At 72.4% G+C, this 15,968-nt stretch carries 16 protein-coding genes; 15 read left to right on the forward strand and 1 reads right to left on the reverse strand.

The window, feature by feature from the left end:
• Position 1 precedes the first annotated feature (1 nt).
• A complete protein-coding gene (locus ACEPPI_RS16975; RefSeq protein WP_373916059.1) occupies positions 2-2,263 on the reverse strand; it encodes an AAA family ATPase in 2,262 nt (753 codons plus the stop codon).
• A 148-nt stretch (positions 2,264-2,411) separates the two neighbouring features.
• Here ACEPPI_RS16975 and ACEPPI_RS16980 point away from each other — a divergent pair, with 148 nt between their 5' ends.
• From ACEPPI_RS16980 to nusB, 15 genes are all read left to right on the forward strand, one after another.
• Positions 2,412-2,864 (forward strand): DUF948 domain-containing protein, encoded by a 453-nt coding sequence (locus ACEPPI_RS16980; RefSeq protein ID WP_373916060.1) that lies wholly within the window; start codon positions 2,412-2,414, stop codon positions 2,862-2,864.
• 8 nt (positions 2,865-2,872) lie between these two features.
• Positions 2,873-3,235, forward strand: a complete 363-nt coding sequence (locus ACEPPI_RS16985; protein ID WP_373916061.1) for a DUF6167 family protein — start codon at positions 2,873-2,875, stop codon at positions 3,233-3,235.
• Positions 3,235-5,904 carry an alanine--tRNA ligase gene (gene alaS, locus ACEPPI_RS16990; RefSeq protein ID WP_373916062.1) on the forward strand — a complete coding sequence of 890 codons (2,670 nt, stop codon included), beginning with the start codon at positions 3,235-3,237 and terminating at the stop codon, positions 5,902-5,904. Before ACEPPI_RS16985 ends, alaS begins: the two co-directional genes overlap by 1 nt.
• A 2-nt stretch (positions 5,905-5,906) precedes the next feature.
• Positions 5,907-6,377, forward strand: coding sequence for a Holliday junction resolvase RuvX (gene ruvX, locus ACEPPI_RS16995; RefSeq protein ID WP_030028999.1), 471 nt, complete (start codon positions 5,907-5,909; stop codon positions 6,375-6,377).
• Between the two features lie 126 nt (positions 6,378-6,503).
• On the forward strand, positions 6,504-8,282 hold the full coding sequence (gene mltG, locus ACEPPI_RS17000; protein WP_373916063.1) for an endolytic transglycosylase MltG: 1,779 nt from the start codon (positions 6,504-6,506) through the stop codon (positions 8,280-8,282).
• 6 nt (positions 8,283-8,288) lie between these two features.
• A complete protein-coding gene (locus ACEPPI_RS17005; protein WP_373916064.1) occupies positions 8,289-9,113 on the forward strand; it encodes a shikimate dehydrogenase in 825 nt (274 codons plus the stop codon).
• 36 nt (positions 9,114-9,149) lie between these two features.
• Positions 9,150-9,347 (forward strand): hypothetical protein, encoded by a 198-nt coding sequence (locus ACEPPI_RS17010; RefSeq protein WP_373916065.1) that lies wholly within the window; start codon positions 9,150-9,152, stop codon positions 9,345-9,347.
• Between the two features lie 155 nt (positions 9,348-9,502).
• Positions 9,503-10,687, forward strand: a complete 1,185-nt coding sequence (gene aroC / locus ACEPPI_RS17015; RefSeq protein ID WP_373916066.1) for a chorismate synthase — start codon at positions 9,503-9,505, stop codon at positions 10,685-10,687.
• Positions 10,688-10,722: 35 nt separating this feature from the next.
• On the forward strand, positions 10,723-11,205 hold the full coding sequence (locus ACEPPI_RS17020; RefSeq protein ID WP_373916071.1) for a shikimate kinase: 483 nt from the start codon (positions 10,723-10,725) through the stop codon (positions 11,203-11,205).
• Positions 11,202-12,293 (forward strand): 3-dehydroquinate synthase, encoded by a 1,092-nt coding sequence (gene aroB / locus ACEPPI_RS17025; protein ID WP_266837917.1) that lies wholly within the window; start codon positions 11,202-11,204, stop codon positions 12,291-12,293. Before ACEPPI_RS17020 ends, aroB begins: the two co-directional genes overlap by 4 nt.
• Positions 12,290-12,730: a type II 3-dehydroquinate dehydratase gene (aroQ, locus tag ACEPPI_RS17030; RefSeq protein WP_281205782.1), complete on the forward strand. Its 441-nt coding sequence runs from the start codon at positions 12,290-12,292 to the stop codon at positions 12,728-12,730. The genes aroB and aroQ overlap by 4 nt, the downstream gene beginning before the upstream one ends.
• Positions 12,731-12,776: 46 nt before the next feature.
• On the forward strand, positions 12,777-13,532 hold the full coding sequence (locus tag ACEPPI_RS17035) for an AAA family ATPase (protein ID WP_373916067.1): 756 nt from the start codon (positions 12,777-12,779) through the stop codon (positions 13,530-13,532).
• A 58-nt stretch (positions 13,533-13,590) separates the two neighbouring features.
• Positions 13,591-14,697 (forward strand): aminopeptidase P family protein, encoded by a 1,107-nt coding sequence (locus ACEPPI_RS17040; RefSeq protein WP_373916068.1) that lies wholly within the window; start codon positions 13,591-13,593, stop codon positions 14,695-14,697.
• Positions 14,698-14,756: 59 nt separating this feature from the next.
• Positions 14,757-15,323 carry an elongation factor P gene (gene efp / locus ACEPPI_RS17045; RefSeq protein ID WP_373916069.1) on the forward strand — a complete coding sequence of 189 codons (567 nt, stop codon included), beginning with the start codon at positions 14,757-14,759 and terminating at the stop codon, positions 15,321-15,323.
• Positions 15,324-15,325: 2 nt separating this feature from the next.
• Entirely contained in the window at positions 15,326-15,760 is a 435-nt protein-coding gene (gene nusB, locus ACEPPI_RS17050; protein WP_373916070.1) for a transcription antitermination factor NusB, read from the forward strand.
• The last annotated feature ends 208 nt before the right edge of the window (positions 15,761-15,968 follow it).

A 15,968-nucleotide genomic window follows, 5' to 3' on the forward strand; every position in this document is an offset into this window, starting at 1 on the left:
GTCAGCCCGCCGGTTCCCCCTTGGGGGAGCCGGCGGGCTTCCTGCTTTCCGGGCGACCGCCGGGACGGCCCGGCGCACGGTGCTCCGCCGCACCGGCCGTGCCGACCGCGCCCGGGACCTCCCCGCCGCGGGGCCCCGGCGGTCGCGGCGCGGCCGGCAGCGGCTCCGGCTCCGGCAGCGGCTCCGGAGCCCGCAGCGCCCGCTCGACGAGCTCGTCCAGGGACAGGCTCCGGCCGTGCCGCGCGCACGCCGCGTACCGCTCCGCACCCAGCAGCTCGCCCGCCCGCTCCCGGCACATCAGCCGCGGGGCGTTGAAGTACCCCGAGCCGAACAGCCGCAGGCCGACCCCGTCCCACATCGGCTCCGCCGCGCCCTGGAGCAACGCCGCCTCGGCCGCGTGGCCCTCGACCGCCGTGACCAGGGCCAGCAACTCCACCGCCAGCACCAGGCCGACCAGGTCGCGGAACGTGTGGTTGACGCCCACGCACTCGGTCAGCAGCCGCCGCGCCCCGGCCGTGTCCCCCGCGTCCAGGGCCGCGTACGCCAGCACGTAGAGGGCGTACGCCTTCGTCCAGAGCTCCCCGCGCTCCCCGCAGATGTCCCGGACCTCCTCGCACAGCGCGACCGCCCCCGCCAGGTCCCCCTGGAAGGCCAGCGTCATCGCCAGCTCCACCTGGCACATCAGCACGTTGCTGTTCAGCTCGCCCGTCTCCCGGTACCGCTCCAGGGCCTCGCCCAGCAGCTCCCCCGCACGGGCCATGTCGTCCGAGACCAGGGCCAGGCAGCCCATCCGGTGCACCGCGTAGGCCGCCGCCACCCGGTTGCCGGACCGTTCGGCGCCGTCCCGGCACGCGTGGAGCGCGCCCATGGAGGGCACCGCGTCCCCCTGGAGCGCGGCGACGTAGCCCAGTACCCACAGCGCCTTGAGCCGCGAGCCCTCGTACTCCTCGTCCGCCGGGCCGCCCTCCAGGGAGCGGTCCAGCCAGTGCCGGCCCTCGGTGAGCCGCCCGCAGCCCGCCCAGTAGAACCACAGGGTGCCCGCCAGGTACCGGCCCAGGTGCCGCTCCCGCGGCTCGTCCAGGCAGCACTCCAGCGCGAGCCGCAGGTTCGCCAGCTCGGCCTCCACCAGCGAGGCCACCTCCCGCTGGCGCGGACCGAACCAGTCCAGCTCGCACCAGGTGGCCAGCCCCAGGTACCAGTCCCGGTGCCGCCGGCGCAGCCGCCCGGCGTCCCCGAGCGACTCCAGCCAGCCCGCCCCGTAGAGGCGTACGGTCTCCAGCATCCGGTAGCGCACCCCGGCCGGCGTCTCCTCCCGGGCGAGCAGGGACTGGGCCAGGAGCTCCCCGATCAGGTCGAGCACATCGTCCACCGGCAGCTCGGGGCCCCCGCACACGTACTCGGCGGCGTCCAGGTCGAACCGCCCGGCGAACACCGACAGCCGGGCCCACAGCAGCCGCTCCGCCGGGGTGCACAGCTCGTGGCTCCAGCCGATCGCCGTCCGCAGCGCCCGGTGCCGGGGCAGCGCCCCGCGCGTCCCGCCGGTCAGCAGCGCGAAGCGGTCCTCCAGCCGGGCCAGCACCTGCTCCGCGGAGAGCGCCCGCAGCCGGCCGGCCGCCAGCTCCAGGGCCAGCGGGATCCCGTCGAGCCGGACGCACAGCTCCGTCAGCACCGGCCGGTCCGCCGCCGTCACCGTGAACCCCGGGTCCGCGGCCGTCGCCCGCGCGGTCAGCAGGGCCAGCGCCTGCGGGGGCTCCAGGGGGGCCAGCGGGAAGGCCGCCTCGCCGTCCACGCCGAGCGGGCGCCGGCCGGCCGCGAGCACCCGCAGACCGGGGGAGCCGCGCAGCAGCTCCCGTACCAGCCCGGCCGTCTCCTCCACCAGCTGCTCGAAGCCGTCCAGGACCAGCAGCAGCCTGCGCCCGGCCAGGTGTCCGGCCAGTACGGAGCGGGGCGGCCGGGTGGTGTGGTCGGTCAGCCCGAGCGCCTCGGCCAGCGTGAACTCCAGCAGCGCGGGGTCGCGCACCGAGGACAGCTCGGCCAGCCACACCCCGTCGAAGCAGCCTTCCCGCGCTTCCTCGGCGGCGGTCCGGGCCGCGGCGAGGGCCAGCCGGGACTTCCCCACCCCACCGACCCCGGTCACCGTCACCAGCCGGGAGGACTCCAGCAGGCGCCCCACCCCGGCGAGCTCCTCACCCCGCCCGACGAAGGTGCTCAGCTCCGAGGGAAGATTGCCGGGCGTCCCGTGCCCAGGGGGTCTCTGTCGCATGGGACACGGAGGGTACTGCTCCGGCTGCGCTGCGTACAAGGCGGGGGCGGCGGGCCGGGAATTGCGGTACTGCGGCCGATCTCCGGCGCGATAGGGTCGGAGGACGACTTTTCTCCGTAGGTTTCGCAGATTCAGGGAGCGGTGCAACGTGTCCGGTGGAGAGGTGGCCGGGATCCTCGTGGCCGTCTTCTGGGCCATCCTGGTCTCCTTCCTCGCCGTGGTGCTGGTGAGGCTCGCCCAGGTGCTCAGGGCGACGACCAAACTGGTCGCCGACGTGACCGAGCAGGCCGTTCCGCTGCTGGCGGACGCCTCGACCACCGTCCGCTCCGCGCGGACCCAGCTCGACCGCGTCGACGCCATCGCGAGCGACGTCCAGGAGGTCACCTCCAACGCCTCCGCCCTCTCCTCCACCGTGGCCTCCACCTTCGGCGGGCCGCTGGTCAAGGTCGCGGCCTTCGGCTACGGCGTCCGCAAGGCCCTGGGCAGGACGGACGAAGCGCCGCAGAAGACATCCCGGCGCGCCCGGAGTGACGGCGGCAGCCGTACCGTGATCGTCGGCCGCACGGTGCCTTCGGCCCGGCGCCGGAAACAGAAGGGCTGAGACCACCGATGTTCCGCCGAGCCTTCTGGTTCACCGCAGGCGCCGCCGCCGGCGTGTGGGCCACCACCAAGGTCAACCGGCAGCTGAAGAAGCTGACGCCGGAGAGCCTCGCGGCCCAGGCCGCCGACAAGGCCGTGGAGGCGGGTCACCGCCTCAAGGACTTCGCCCTCGACGTCAAGGCGGGAATGACGCAGCGCGAGGGCGAGCTGAACGACGTACTGGGCCTGACCCAGGACCCCGATCGCCCCGACAACGTCACCGCCCTCCCCGGGCCGCGGCGGCTGCGGGCCATCGCGCAGGACCCGCACGACCAGACCACCCACCGTCCGAACCACTCGGCGGTTACGTACAACCGGAATGAGGACCACTGATGGAGTCGGCTGAGATCCGCCGCCGCTGGCTGAGCTTCTTCGAGGAGCGCGGTCACACCGTTGTCCCTTCGGCGTCGCTCATCGCGGACGACCCGACTCTGCTGCTGGTCAACGCCGGCATGGTCCCCTTCAAGCCGTACTTCCTCGGCGAGACCAAGCCCCCGGCCCCCCGTGCCACCAGTGTGCAGAAGTGCGTCCGCACCCCGGACATCGAAGAGGTCGGCAAGACCACCCGCCACGGCACGTTCTTCCAGATGTGCGGCAACTTCTCCTTCGGGGACTACTTCAAGGAAGGCGCCATCAAGTACGCCTGGGAGCTGCTCACGAGCTCCGTGGCGGACGGCGGCTACGGCCTTGAGCCGGAGAAGCTCTGGATCACCGTCTACCTCGACGACGACGAGGCCGAGACGATCTGGCGCGAGGTCATCGGCGTTCCCGCCGAGCGCATCCAGCGCCTGGGCAAGAAGGACAACTTCTGGTCCATGGGCGTCCCCGGCCCCTGCGGCCCGTGCTCCGAGATCAACTACGACCGCGGCCCCGAGTTCGGCGTCGAGGGCGGCCCGGCCGTCAACGACGAGCGCTACGTGGAGATCTGGAACCTGGTCTTCATGCAGTACGAGCGCGGCGCGGGCGACGGGAAGGAAGACTTCCCGATCCTCGGCGACCTGCCCTCGAAGAACATCGACACCGGTCTCGGCCTCGAACGCCTCGCGATGATCCTGCAGGGCGTGCAGAACATGTACGAGACCGACACCCTGCGCGTGGTCATGGACAAGGCCACCGAGCTGACCGGCGTGCAGTACGGCGCCGCCCAGGGCACCGACGTCTCGATGCGCGTGGTCGCCGACCACATCCGCACCTCCGTCATGCTCATCGGCGACGGCGTCACCCCCGGCAACGAGGGCCGCGGCTACGTGCTGCGCCGCATCATGCGCCGCGCCATCCGCAACATGCGCCTCATGGGCGCCACCGGACCGGTCGTCCAGGACCTCGTCGACGTGGTGATCGACACGATGGGGCAGCAGTACCCGGAGCTGGTCACCGACCGGAAGCGCATCGAGACCGTCGCGCTCGCCGAAGAGGCCGCCTTCCTCAAGGCCGTCAAGGGCGGCACGAACATCCTCGACACCGCCGTGAGCGAGACCAAGGCCTCCGGTGGCACGGTCCTCTCCGGCGACAAGGCGTTCCTGCTCCACGACACCTGGGGCTTCCCGATCGACCTCACCCTGGAGATGGCCGCCGAGCAGGGCCTCTCCGTGGACGAGCCCGGCTTCCGCCGCCTGATGCAGGAGCAGCGCGACCGGGCCAAGGCCGACGCCAAGGCCAAGAAGACCGGCCACGCGGACATGTCCGCCTACCGGGAGATCGCCGACGGCTCCGGTGCCACCGAGTTCACCGGCTATGCCACCACCCAGGGCGAGTCCACCGTCGTCGGCCTCCTGGTCAACGGCGTCTCCGCGCCCGCCGCCTCCGAGGGCGACGAGGTCGAGGTCGTCCTCGACCGCACCCCCTTCTACGCCGAGGGCGGCGGCCAGCTCGCCGACCAGGGCCGCATCAAGCTCGACTCCGGCGCCGTCATCGTCGTCCGCGACGTCCAGCAGCCGGTGCCCGGCGTCTCCGTGCACAAGGGTTCCGTCCAGGTCGGCGAGGTGACGGTGGGCGCCTCCGCGTACGCCGCCATCGACATCACCCGCCGCCGGGCCATCGCCCGCGCCCACTCGGCCACGCACCTGACCCACCAGGCGCTGCGCGACGCCCTGGGCCCCACGGCCGCCCAGGCCGGTTCCGAGAACAGCCCCGGCCGCTTCCGCTTCGACTTCGGCTCCCCGAACGCCGTCCCGGGCTCGGTCCTCACCGACGTCGAGCAGAAGATCAACGACGTGCTCTCGCGCGAGCTCGACGTCACCGCCGAGATCATGAGCATCGACGAGGCGAAGAAGCAGGGCGCCATCGCCGAGTTCGGCGAGAAGTACGGCGAGCGCGTGCGCGTCGTGACCATCGGCGACTTCTCCAAGGAGCTGTGCGGCGGCACGCACGTCGGCAACACCGCCCAGCTGGGCCTGGTGAAGCTCCTCGGCGAGTCCTCCATCGGTTCCGGCGTGCGCCGCGTCGAGGCCCTGGTGGGCGTGGACGCGTACAACTTCCTCGCCAAGGAGCACACGGTCGTCGCCCAGCTCCAGGAGCTGGTCAAGGGCCGTCCGGAGGAGCTGCCGGAGAAGATCGCCTCCATGCTCGGCAAGCTGAAGGACGCCGAGAAGGAGATCGAGAAGTTCCGCGCGGAGAAGGTCCTCCAGGCCGCCGCCGGTCTCGCCGCGGGCGCCCAGGACATCCGCGGCGTGGCCCTCGTCGTCGGCCAGGTGGCCGACGGCGTCGGCGCCGACGACCTGCGCAAGCTGGTTCTCGACGTGCGCGGCCGCATCCAGGGCGACCGCCCGGCAGTCGTGGCCCTCTTCACCACGGCGAACGACCGTCCGCTGACCGTCATCGCCACCAACGAGGCCGCCCGCGAGCGCGGTCTCAAGGCCGGTGACCTGGTCCGCACCGCCGCCAAGACCCTCGGCGGCGGCGGTGGCGGCAAGCCGGACGTGGCCCAGGGCGGCGGCCAGAACCCGGCCGCCATCCCCGAGGCCATCAGCGCCGTCGAGCGCCTCGTCGTCGAGACGGTCTGACGATGACGCTGCGCCGCGGCCGCAGGCTGGCCATCGACGTCGGAGACGCCCGGATCGGGGTCGCCTCGTGCGACCCCGATGGGGTGTTGGCCACACCGGTGGAAACCGTCCCGGGCCGGGACATCCCGTTCGCCCACCGGCGGCTGCGGCAGCTCGTCGAGGAGTACGAGCCCCTCGAAGTCGTGGTCGGCCTCCCCCGCTCGCTCAGCGGGCGGGAGGGGCCCGCCGCGGCCAAGGTGCGTGCCTTTGCGAACGAACTTGCGAAGGGCATCAAGCCGGTGACGGTCCGTCTGGTGGACGAGCGGATGACCACGGTCACCGCCGCCCAGGGCCTGCGGGCCTCCGGGAGGAACGCGAAGAAAGGCCGTTCGGTCATCGACCAGGCAGCCGCTGTGGTCATCCTGCAGAACGCTCTTGAGACCGAACGGGTATCAGGTAATCCGCCCGGCGAGTGCGTCGAAGTGGTTGTCTGATCGCGATACGGTAACGTTCCGCGCGATGTGGCGGCATTCGAACAGCCGTCGCCCACCACTTCAGAGGCGGAACCGGGTGCCGCGGCAAAGAAGCCGCTGCCTCCGTCTCGCGGCTCTAGGGGACCGATGACTGAGTATGGCCGGGGCCGCGCCCCCGAACCCTGGCACCCGGAGGACCCGCTCTACGGTGAGCAGGGTTGGACCGGACAGGCGACCCAGCAGGGTCAGGTGCCCTACGCAGGCGGCCAGCAGCAGTATCCGCAGGAGCCGCAGTTCCAGGACCCGCAGTTCCAGGAGCCGCAGTACCAGCAGTACCCCCAGCAGTTCCAGGAGCCGCAGTTCCAGGAGCAGCAGTACCCGCAGCAGCAGTACGTGCCGCAGGACCCGCAGCTCCAGCAGCAGTTCCACCCGCAACAACAGCAGCTCCACCCGCAGCCCCAGCCCCAGCCGGTCTACGACGGCCAGGGCTGGGACACCGGGCAGGGGCAGCAGCTCCAGCAGCAGCAGCTCCAGGAGCAGGTCCAGTACCAGGGCGGGCCCGCGCCCGTGGACCCGTACGCGGGCGCGGACCCGTACGCCCAGCAGGTCGCCACGGGCTACCCCGGGGAGGCCCCGGACCTGTACACCACCCCCGAGGCCTTCCCGCCGCCCCAGCCCCCGGGCCGGCGGCGCGTGGACCCGGACCCGGTCGACGAGCCGGAGACGGAGGAGGCGCAGGAGTCCCTCCTCGCCGCCGACGCCGACGAGGAGCCCCCGGGCCGCGGCGGCCGGCGCGCGGGCCGGGGCAAGGGCGGCAAGGGCAAGGGCGGCAAACCCAAGCGCAGCGGCGCGGCCTGCCTGGTCGCGGCCCTCGTCATCGTCGCCGTCGTCGGCGGTGGCGGCTACTACGGCTACTCGTACATCAAGGACCGTTTCGGCGCGGCCGAGGACTTCGCGGGCTCCGGCTCGGAGGAGTCCGTGGACATCGAGATCCCCAAGCTGGCAGGTCTGGGCCAGATGGGCCGCATCCTCAAGGAGGCCGGGGTCGTAGCGAGCGCCCAGGCCTTCGTGGACGCCGCCAACGCCAACCCCAAGGGCAAGTCCATCCAGCCCGGCGTCTACACGCTGAAGAAGAAGATGTCGGCCGCGGCGGCCGTCGCCGTGATGATCGACCCCACCAAGCTCAACGTCATCACCGTCACCGAGGGCATGCGCAACACCAAGGTGTACGACGCGATCGACAAGAAGCTGGGCAAGCCGGCCGGCACCACCAAGGACATCGCCCAGCGCGAGGCCAAGAACCTCGGCCTGCCCGCCTGGGCCGGCACCGACCCGAAGCTGATCGACCCGCTGGAGGGCTTCCTCTACCCGACGCGTTACGACCTCGGCAAGGACAGCACCCCCGAGTCCCTGCTCAAGGAAATGGTCAAGAACGCGACGGCCAAGTACACCGAGCTGGGCATCGAGGGCAAGGCCAAGGAACTGGGCCTGGAGAACCCGCTCCAGGTGGTCACCGTCGCCAGCCTCGTCAACGCCGAGGGCAAGAACCACGACGACTTCCGGAAGATGGCCGAGGTGGTCTACAACCGCCTCAAGAAGTCCAACGACGTCACGAACCAGAAGCTCCAGTTCGACTCGACGTACAACTACGTCAAGAACCAGAGCGAGATCAACTTCAACCTGAAGGAAGCCCAGGCCTTCGACAACCCGTACAACACCCACTTCGTCAAGGGACTGCCCCCCGGCCCGATCGGGAACCCGGGTCTGGAGGCGCTGACCGCTACGCTCAGCCCGGACCACGGTGGCTGGATGTTCTTCGTGTCGGTCGACGGTCACACGACGACCTTCACCAAGACCTACGACGAGCACCTCAAGCTCGTCAACGAGTTCCAGGAACGGCAGAAGCAGCAGAAGAACGGCGGGTAGCAGGACATGTCACGGATACGGGCCGCGGTGCTGGGTTCGCCCATCGAGCACTCCCTCTCACCGGTGCTGCACCGCGCCGCCTACCGGGAGCTCGGCCTCGACGACTGGTCCTACGACCGGTTCGAGATCGACGAGGCCGCCCTCCCCGGGTTCGTGGCCGGCCTCGGCCCCGAGTGGGCGGGGCTGTCGCTGACCATGCCGCTCAAGCGGGCCGTCATCCCGCTGCTGGACGGCATCAGCGACACCGCCGCCTCCGTGGAGGCGGTCAACACGGTGGTCCTCACCGAGGACGGCCGCAGGCTCGGCGACAACACCGACATCCCCGGGATCGTCGCCGCGCTGAACGAGCGCGGAGTCGAGAAGGTGCCCGCCGCCGCGGTCCTCGGGGCGGGGGCCACCGCCTCCTCGGCGCTGGCCGCCCTCTCGCGGATCTGCACCGGCGAGGTCACCGCGTACGTCCGCTCCTCCGCCCGCGCCGCCGAGATGCGCGAGTGGGGCGAGCGGCTCGGCGTCGCCGTCCGTACGGCCGACTGGTCGCGGGCGGCCGAGGCCCTGACCGCCCCGCTGGTCATCGCCACCACCCCGGCCGGAGCCACCGACGCCCTCGCAGACGCCGTGCCGGACGCCCCGGGGACCCTCTTCGACGTGCTCTACGACCCCTGGCCGACGGCGCTGGCCGCCGCCTGGACCGGCCGTGGGGGCACCCTCCTCGGCGGCCTGGACCTCCTGGTCCACCAGGCGGTCCTCCAGGTCGAGCAGATGACCGGCCTTCCCGAAGCACCGCTGGCCGCCATGCGCGCGGCCGGCGAGGCGGCGCTGCGCGCCCGATAGGCTTCCCGCCTGCGCGTTCGAATCGTGGGGGGCTTCGTGGGGACAGGGGAACCGGACCAGTTGCTGGCCGGGAAGTGGGCGTTCGCGGGCGGGGTGTTCCGTTTCGTCGCGGCGCTGCTCGGCGACGCCCTGCCCGGCTGGGCGAAGTGGACCCTCTGCGCGATCGTGGCCGCCGGGGCGCTCTGGCAGGGCGCCACGTGGCTGCTGCGGCGCCGGCGCGTAGGGATCCGATAGCTCCACCGGCCAGAGTGCGGCGCGTACCCGTCGTCCGACAGTTGGACCGGGACCGGCGCACCCGCCCGGACGTGGGAGGATCGGGGGTACGGCGGGTCAGGGCCGCGCACCCGACCGCGCCGTCGCAGTGCCAGGCGCGAGCATGAGGAGCATCGTTGAGCAGGTTGCGTTGGCTGACCGCGGGAGAGTCGCACGGACCGGCACTGGTCGCGACGCTGGAGGGCCTTCCCGCCGGCGTCCCGGTCACCACCGAGCTGGTGGCGGACCACCTGGCCCGGCGCCGGCTCGGCTATGGCCGCGGTGCCCGGATGAAGTTCGAGCAGGACGAGATCACCTTCCTCGGCGGCGTCCGCCACGGACTGTCGCAGGGCTCGCCGGTCGCGGTCATGATCGGCAACACCGAATGGCCCAAGTGGGAGACCGTCATGTCGGCCGACCCGGTCGACCCCGCCCTGCTCAAGGAGACCGGCCGCAACGCGGCGCTGACCCGTCCCCGCCCCGGCCACGCCGACCTCGCGGGCATGCAGAAGTACGGCTTCTCCGAGGCCCGTCCGATCCTGGAGCGCGCCAGCGCCCGTGAGACGGCCGCCCGCGTGGCCCTCGGCGCCGTCGCCCGGTCCTTCATCAAGGAGGCCGCCGGCATCGAGATCGTCTCCCACGTGGTGGAGCTGGCCGCGGCCAAGGCCCCCCGCGGCGTCTACCCGACCCCCGCCGACGTCGAGAAGCTCGACGCCGACCCGGTGCGCTGCCTCGACGCCGACGCGTCGAAGGCGATGGTCGCGGAGATCGACCAGGCCCACAAGGACGGCGACACCCTCGGCGGCGTCGTCGAGGTCCTCGCGTACGGGGTCCCCGTCGGCCTCGGCTCCCACGTCCACTGGGACCGCCGGCTCGACGCCCGCCTCGCGGCCGCGCTCATGGGCATCCAGGCCATCAAGGGCGTCGAGGTCGGCGACGGCTTCGAACTGGCCCGGGTGCCCGGCTCCCAGGCCCACGACGAGATCGTCTCCACCCCCGAGGGCCTCAAGCGGACCTCCGGCCGCTCCGGCGGCACCGAGGGCGGTCTGACCACCGGCGAGCTGCTGCGCGTCCGCGCCGCCATGAAGCCCATCGCGACCGTCCCGCGCGCCCTGGCGACCGTCGACGTCGCCACCGGCGAGGCGACCGTGGCGCACCACCAGCGCTCCGACGTGTGCGCGGTGCCCGCCGCGGGCATCGTCGCCGAGGCGATGGTGGCGCTGGTCCTGGCCGACGCCCTCGTCGAGAAGTTCGGCGGCGACTCCGTCCCCGAGACCCGCCGCAACGTGCAGTCCTACCTCGACAACCTGCAGATCCGGTGACGGCCACCGGACCACTGGTCGTCCTCGTCGGACCCATGGGGTCCGGCAAGTCCACGGTGGGGGGTCTGCTCGCCGAACGGCTCGGCGTCCCCTACCGGGACACCGATGCCGACATCGTCGCCGCCACGGGCCGGGAGATTTCCGACCTGTTCGTCGACGAGGGCGAGCCGTACTTCCGCGAGCTGGAGCGGCGTGCCGTCGCGGACGCCCTCGCCGGGCACACCGGGGTCCTCGCCCTCGGCGGCGGCGCCGTCCTCGACGAGGGCACCCGCGCCCTGCTCGCGGGGCTGCCCGTCGCCTACCTGTCGATGGACGTCGAAGAGGCCGTGCGCCGCGTCGGCCTCGGCGCCGCGCGCCCGCTGCTCGCCGTCAACCCGCGCCGCCAGTGGCGCGAGCTGATGGAGGCCCGGCGCCACCTGTACACCGAAGTCGCGCGCGTCGTGGTGGCCACCGACGACCGCACCCCCGAAGAGGTCGCCCAGGCGGTCCTCGACGCTCTGGAGTTGAAGGACGTATGACAGACCAGGTGACGCGGATCAACGTCGGCGCCAGCGCCGGACACGACGCGTACGACGTGCTGGTCGGCCGGCAGCTGCTCGGCGAGCTGGGCGGCCTGATCGGTACGAAGGCCCAGCGGGTCGCGGTGATCCACCCCGAGGCGCTCGCCTCGACCGGTGAGGCGCTGCGGGACGACCTGGCGGCGCAGGGCTACGAGGCCGTCGCCATCCAGGTGCCCAACGCCGAGGAGGCCAAGACCGTCGAGGTGGCGGCGTACTGCTGGAAGGCGCTCGGCCAGTCCGGCTTCACCCGCACCGACGTGATCGTCGGCGTGGGCGGCGGCGCCACCACCGACCTCGCGGGCTTCGTCGCCGCCACCTGGCTGCGCGGCGTGCGCTGGATCGCCGTACCCACCACCGTCCTCGCGATGGTGGACGCGGCGGTCGGCGGCAAGACCGGCATCAACACCGCCGAGGGCAAGAACCTGGTGGGCTCCTTCCACCCGCCGGCCGGAGTCCTGTGCGACCTGGCCGCGCTGGACTCGCTGCCGGTCAACGACTACGTCAGCGGCCTCGCCGAGATCATCAAGGCCGGGTTCATCTCCGACCCGGTGATCCTCGACCTGATCGAGGCGGACCCGGCGGCCGCCCGCACCCCGGACGGCCCGCACACGGCCGAACTGATCTGCCGCTCGATCCAGGTCAAGGCCGACGTGGTCTCCAGCGACCTCAAGGAGTCCGGACTCCGCGAGATCCTCAACTACGGCCACACCCTCGCGCACGCCATCGAGAAGAACGAGCGCTACAAGTGGCGCCACGGCGCCGCCGTGTCCGTCGGCATGGTCTTCGCCGCCGAGCTCGGCCGCCTCGCGGGCCGCCTCGACGACGCGACGGCCGACCGGCACCGGGAGATCCTCGCCGCGGTCGGCCTGCCGCTGACCTACCGCGGGGACCAGTGGCCCAAGCTGCTCCAGACCATGCAGGTCGACAAGAAGTCCCGCGGCAACCTGCTGCGCTTCATCGTCCTGGACGGCCTGGGCAAGCCCACCGTCCTGGAGGGCCCCGACCCGGCGCACCTGATCGCCGCGTACGGCGAGGTGTCGGCGTGAGCCGCAGGGTGCTCGTGCTCAACGGCCCGAACCTGGGCCGCCTCGGCTCCCGCGAGCCGGACGTCTACGGGGCCACCTCGTACGCCGGTCTCGTCGAGAGCTGCCGCACCCTGGGCGCGGAGCTCGGCTTCGACGTGGAGGTCCGCGAGACCAACGACGAGGGCGAGCTCGTGCGCTGGCTGCACGAGGCCGCCGACGGCAAGATCCCGGTCGTGATCAACCCGGGCGCCTTCACGCACTACTCGTACGCCATGCGGGACGCGGCGGCGCAGCGCACCGCGCCGCTGATCGAGGTGCACATCTCCAACCCGTACGCCCGCGAGGAGTTCCGGCACACGTCCGTCATCGCGGCCGTGGCGACCGGTACCGTGGCGGGCTTCGGGCTGGGCTCCTACCGGCTGGCGCTGCGCGCGCTGGCGGAAGAGGTCACGGCCTGAGATAACGTTCTCGCATCAGTCGCCTGAACGAGACGGAGTGGCGCGGATGCAGCAAGGAGTGGGGGACTGGGGTCCGCCGCAGGGTCAGCACCCGGCGGCGCCCCCGCCGCCGCCGATACCCCCCGCGCGGGGCTGGCCGGTGGCCCCCATGGGCCCCGTGGCCCCGGTGCCCGAGGCCACGGGGCACATTCCGCTGCCTCCCGCCGTGGCGGCCCCGCCCGTGCCCCCCGCGCCGGGCACCGGCGGCGCCACCCTCGCCGTGCTGCTCATCGGCCCGGCGGGGGCCGGCAAGACCACCGTGGCCCGGCACTGGGCGGCGACCCGCCCGGTGCCGACCGCGCACATCAGCCTGGACGACGTCCGCGAGTGGGTCTGCTCGGGCTTCGCGGACCCGCAGGCCGGCTGGAACGAACATTCCGAGGCCCAGTACCGCCTCGCCCGCCGCACCTGTGGCTTCGCCGCCCGCAACTTCCTGGCCAACGGCATCTCCTGCATCCTCGACGACGCCGTCTTCCCCGACCGGCCCGTGGTGGGCCTGGGCGGCTGGAAGCGGCACGTGGGGCCCGGACTGCTGCCGGTCGTGCTGCTGCCCGGCCTGGAGATCGTCCTGGACCGCAATGCCTCCCGCTCCGGGAACCGGCGCCTGTCCGACGAGGAAGTGGCCCGGATCCACGGCCGGATGGCCGGCTGGTACGGCTCCGGGCTGCCGATCATCGACAACTCCCACCTGGACGTGGAAGGCACGGCCCGGGCCCTGGACGAGGCCCTGGCGCGGGCCTCGGCGAGCCCCCAGGGCTGGTAGCCCCCGTCCGGACGCGCTCGCCGGGCCGGATGCGCGGGGCGCTCGTACGCTCGAATACATGTCAGACGTGTACGCGGCCCGCAGGGCCCTGCTCCGCGACCGCTGTGCCGCCGCGGGCAACTCCGCCGCACTGATCACGCGTCCGGCGAACGTCCGCTACCTCTCCGGGGCGTCCCCGCTGGGCGCCGTCCTGCTGGTCGGGCCCGCCGAAGACGTGCTGTTCTGCGCCGCCGCACCCACCGGTGAGGCGGACGAGGGGCGGCTCGACGAGGGGCTGAGGCTCTCCGTCCTGCCCAACCCCGGCGCGGACCCGGCCGTGGCGGCGGCGGACCTGGCCGCCGCCGCACGGGCCGAGTCCCTCGCCGTCGAGGAGCACCACCTCACCGTCGGACGCCACCGGGCCCTGCGCTCCGTCGCGCCCCGGCTGCGGCTCGCCGACCTGGGAGCCGCCGTGGAACAGCAGCGGCTCGTCAAGGACGAGGAGGAGATCGCCTGCCTGCGGATCGCCGCCGAGATCGCCGACCAGGCCCTCGGAGAGCTGCTGGAGTCGATCCTCGTCGGCCGTACCGAACGCCACCTCGCCCTGGAGCTGGAACGCCGGCTCGTGGACCACGGCGCCGACGGTCCGGCCTTCCCGACCTCCGTCGGCACCGGCCCGCACTCGGGCCGCTCGCGGCACAGGCCCTCCGACCGGCGGGTGGAGGAGGGGGACTTCCTCACCGTCTGCCTCGGCGCGAACTACCGGGGCTACCGGTGCGAGATCGGCCGGACCTTCGTGATCGGCACCACTCCCGCCGACTGGCAGATCGACCTGTACGACCTCGTCTTCGCCGCCCAGCGGGCCGGCCGGGAGTCGCTCGTCCCGGGCGCCGCGTACCGCCACGTCGACCACGCGGCACGGTCCGTACTGGACTCCGCGGGGCACGGCGAAGCCCTCGCGGCGTCGATGGGACACGGGGTGGGCCTCGAAATCGACGAGGACCCGCAGCTTGCACCTACGGCAATGGGTAAACTGGACGCTTGCGTGCCGGTCACCGTCGAACCGGGGGTTCACCTCCCGGGCCGGGGAGGTGTCCGGATCGATGACACGCTCGTCGTACGCCCCGAGGCGGACGGCGGTCCAGAGCTACTCACCATTACGACCAAGGAGCTGCTCGCGCTGTAGCCCGCGTTGCCGGGCTGTGCGCGCACCCGTGGTCTTCCAGTGCAGGAGATTCCGCAACCGTGGCTTCCACGAACGACCTCAAGAACGGCATGGTGCTCAAGCTCGACGGTGACCAGCTCTGGTCCGTCGTCGAGTTCCAGCACGTCAAGCCCGGCAAGGGCCCGGCCTTCGTGCGCACCAAGCTCAAGCACGTGCTCTCCGGCAAGGTCGTCGACAAGACCTTCAACGCCGGCACGAAGGTCGACACGGCCACCATCGACCGCCGCGACATGCAGTTCTCGTACATGGACGGCGAGTACTTCGTCTTCATGGACATGAGCACCTACGACCAGCTGATGGTCGACCGCAAGGCTGTCGGCGACGCCGCCAACTTCCTCATCGAGGGCTTCACCGCCTCCGTGGCCCAGCACGAGGGCGAGGTGCTCTACGTCGAGCTCCCGGCCGCCGTCGAGCTGGTCATCGAGCACACCGACCCGGGCGTCCAGGGCGACCGCTCCACCGGCGGCACCAAGCCGGCGCGTCTGGAGACGGGCCACGAGATCCAGGTCCCGCTCTTCGTCACCACCGGCGAGAAGATCAAGGTCGACACCCGCACCAGCGCCTACCTCGGCCGGGTGAACAGCTAACCGTGGCTGCCCGGAGCAACGCGCGCAAGCGCGCTTTCCAGATCCTCTTCGAGGCCGACCAGCGCGGGGTCCCCGTGCGCGAGGTCCTCGCGGACTGGATCCGCCACGCGAGGTCGGACGACCGGCAGCCGCCGGTCAGCGAATTCACGATGAACCTCGTCGAGGGCTACGCCGACAAGGTGAACCGCATCGACGACCTGATCGTCACCTACGCCGTGGACTGGGAGCTCGACCGCATGCCGGTCGTCGACCGGAACATCCTGCGGCTGGGCGCCTACGAGCTGATCTGGGTCGACGAGACCCCGGACGCCGTGGCGATCGACGAAGCCGTCCAGCTGGCCAAGGAGTTCTCGACTGACGACTCGCCGTCGTTCGTGAACGGCCTCCTCGGCCGGTTCAAGGACCTGAAGCCGAACCTGCGTCGCAGCGAGAGCTGACACCAGGCACGCGCCATACGGAAGGGCCCGCAACGTACGCGTTGCGGGCCCTTCCGTGTGCGCGGCGCGGCGGAGACCTCACCGGGGGACGCGCGGGGAACGAAAACCGGGGGGGGGGGGGGGGGGGGGGGGGGGGGGGGGGGGGGGGGGGGGGGCGGGGGGGGGGGGGGGGGGGGGGTGGGGGGGGGGGGGGTGTGCTGGGGTGTGG

The organism is Streptomyces sp. AB3(2024) (genome assembly GCF_041862025.1).
GTDB lineage: Bacteria > Actinomycetota > Actinomycetes > Streptomycetales > Streptomycetaceae > Streptomyces.

Excerpts from the sequence above, each read along its gene's own strand:
- aroB (WP_266837917.1), top strand. The coding sequence starts at position 11,202 with ATGACAGACCAGGTGACGCGGATCAACGTCGGCGCCAGCGCCGGACAC.
- ACEPPI_RS17020 (WP_373916071.1), top strand. The coding sequence starts at position 10,723 with ATGGGGTCCGGCAAGTCCACGGTGGGGGGTCTGCTCGCCGAACGGCTC.
- ACEPPI_RS17005 (WP_373916064.1), top strand. The coding sequence starts at position 8,289 with ATGTCACGGATACGGGCCGCGGTGCTGGGTTCGCCCATCGAGCACTCC.
- ACEPPI_RS17035 (WP_373916067.1), top strand. The coding sequence starts at position 12,777 with ATGCAGCAAGGAGTGGGGGACTGGGGTCCGCCGCAGGGTCAGCACCCG.
- alaS (WP_373916062.1), top strand. The coding sequence starts at position 3,235 with ATGGAGTCGGCTGAGATCCGCCGCCGCTGGCTGAGCTTCTTCGAGGAG.
- mltG (WP_373916063.1), top strand. The coding sequence starts at position 6,504 with ATGACTGAGTATGGCCGGGGCCGCGCCCCCGAACCCTGGCACCCGGAG.
- ACEPPI_RS17040 (WP_373916068.1), top strand. The coding sequence starts at position 13,591 with ATGTCAGACGTGTACGCGGCCCGCAGGGCCCTGCTCCGCGACCGCTGT.
- ACEPPI_RS16985 (WP_373916061.1), top strand. The coding sequence starts at position 2,873 with ATGTTCCGCCGAGCCTTCTGGTTCACCGCAGGCGCCGCCGCCGGCGTG.
- ACEPPI_RS16975 (WP_373916059.1), bottom strand. The coding sequence starts at position 2,263 with ATGCGACAGAGACCCCCTGGGCACGGGACGCCCGGCAATCTTCCCTCG.
- ruvX (WP_030028999.1), top strand. The coding sequence starts at position 5,907 with ATGACGCTGCGCCGCGGCCGCAGGCTGGCCATCGACGTCGGAGACGCC.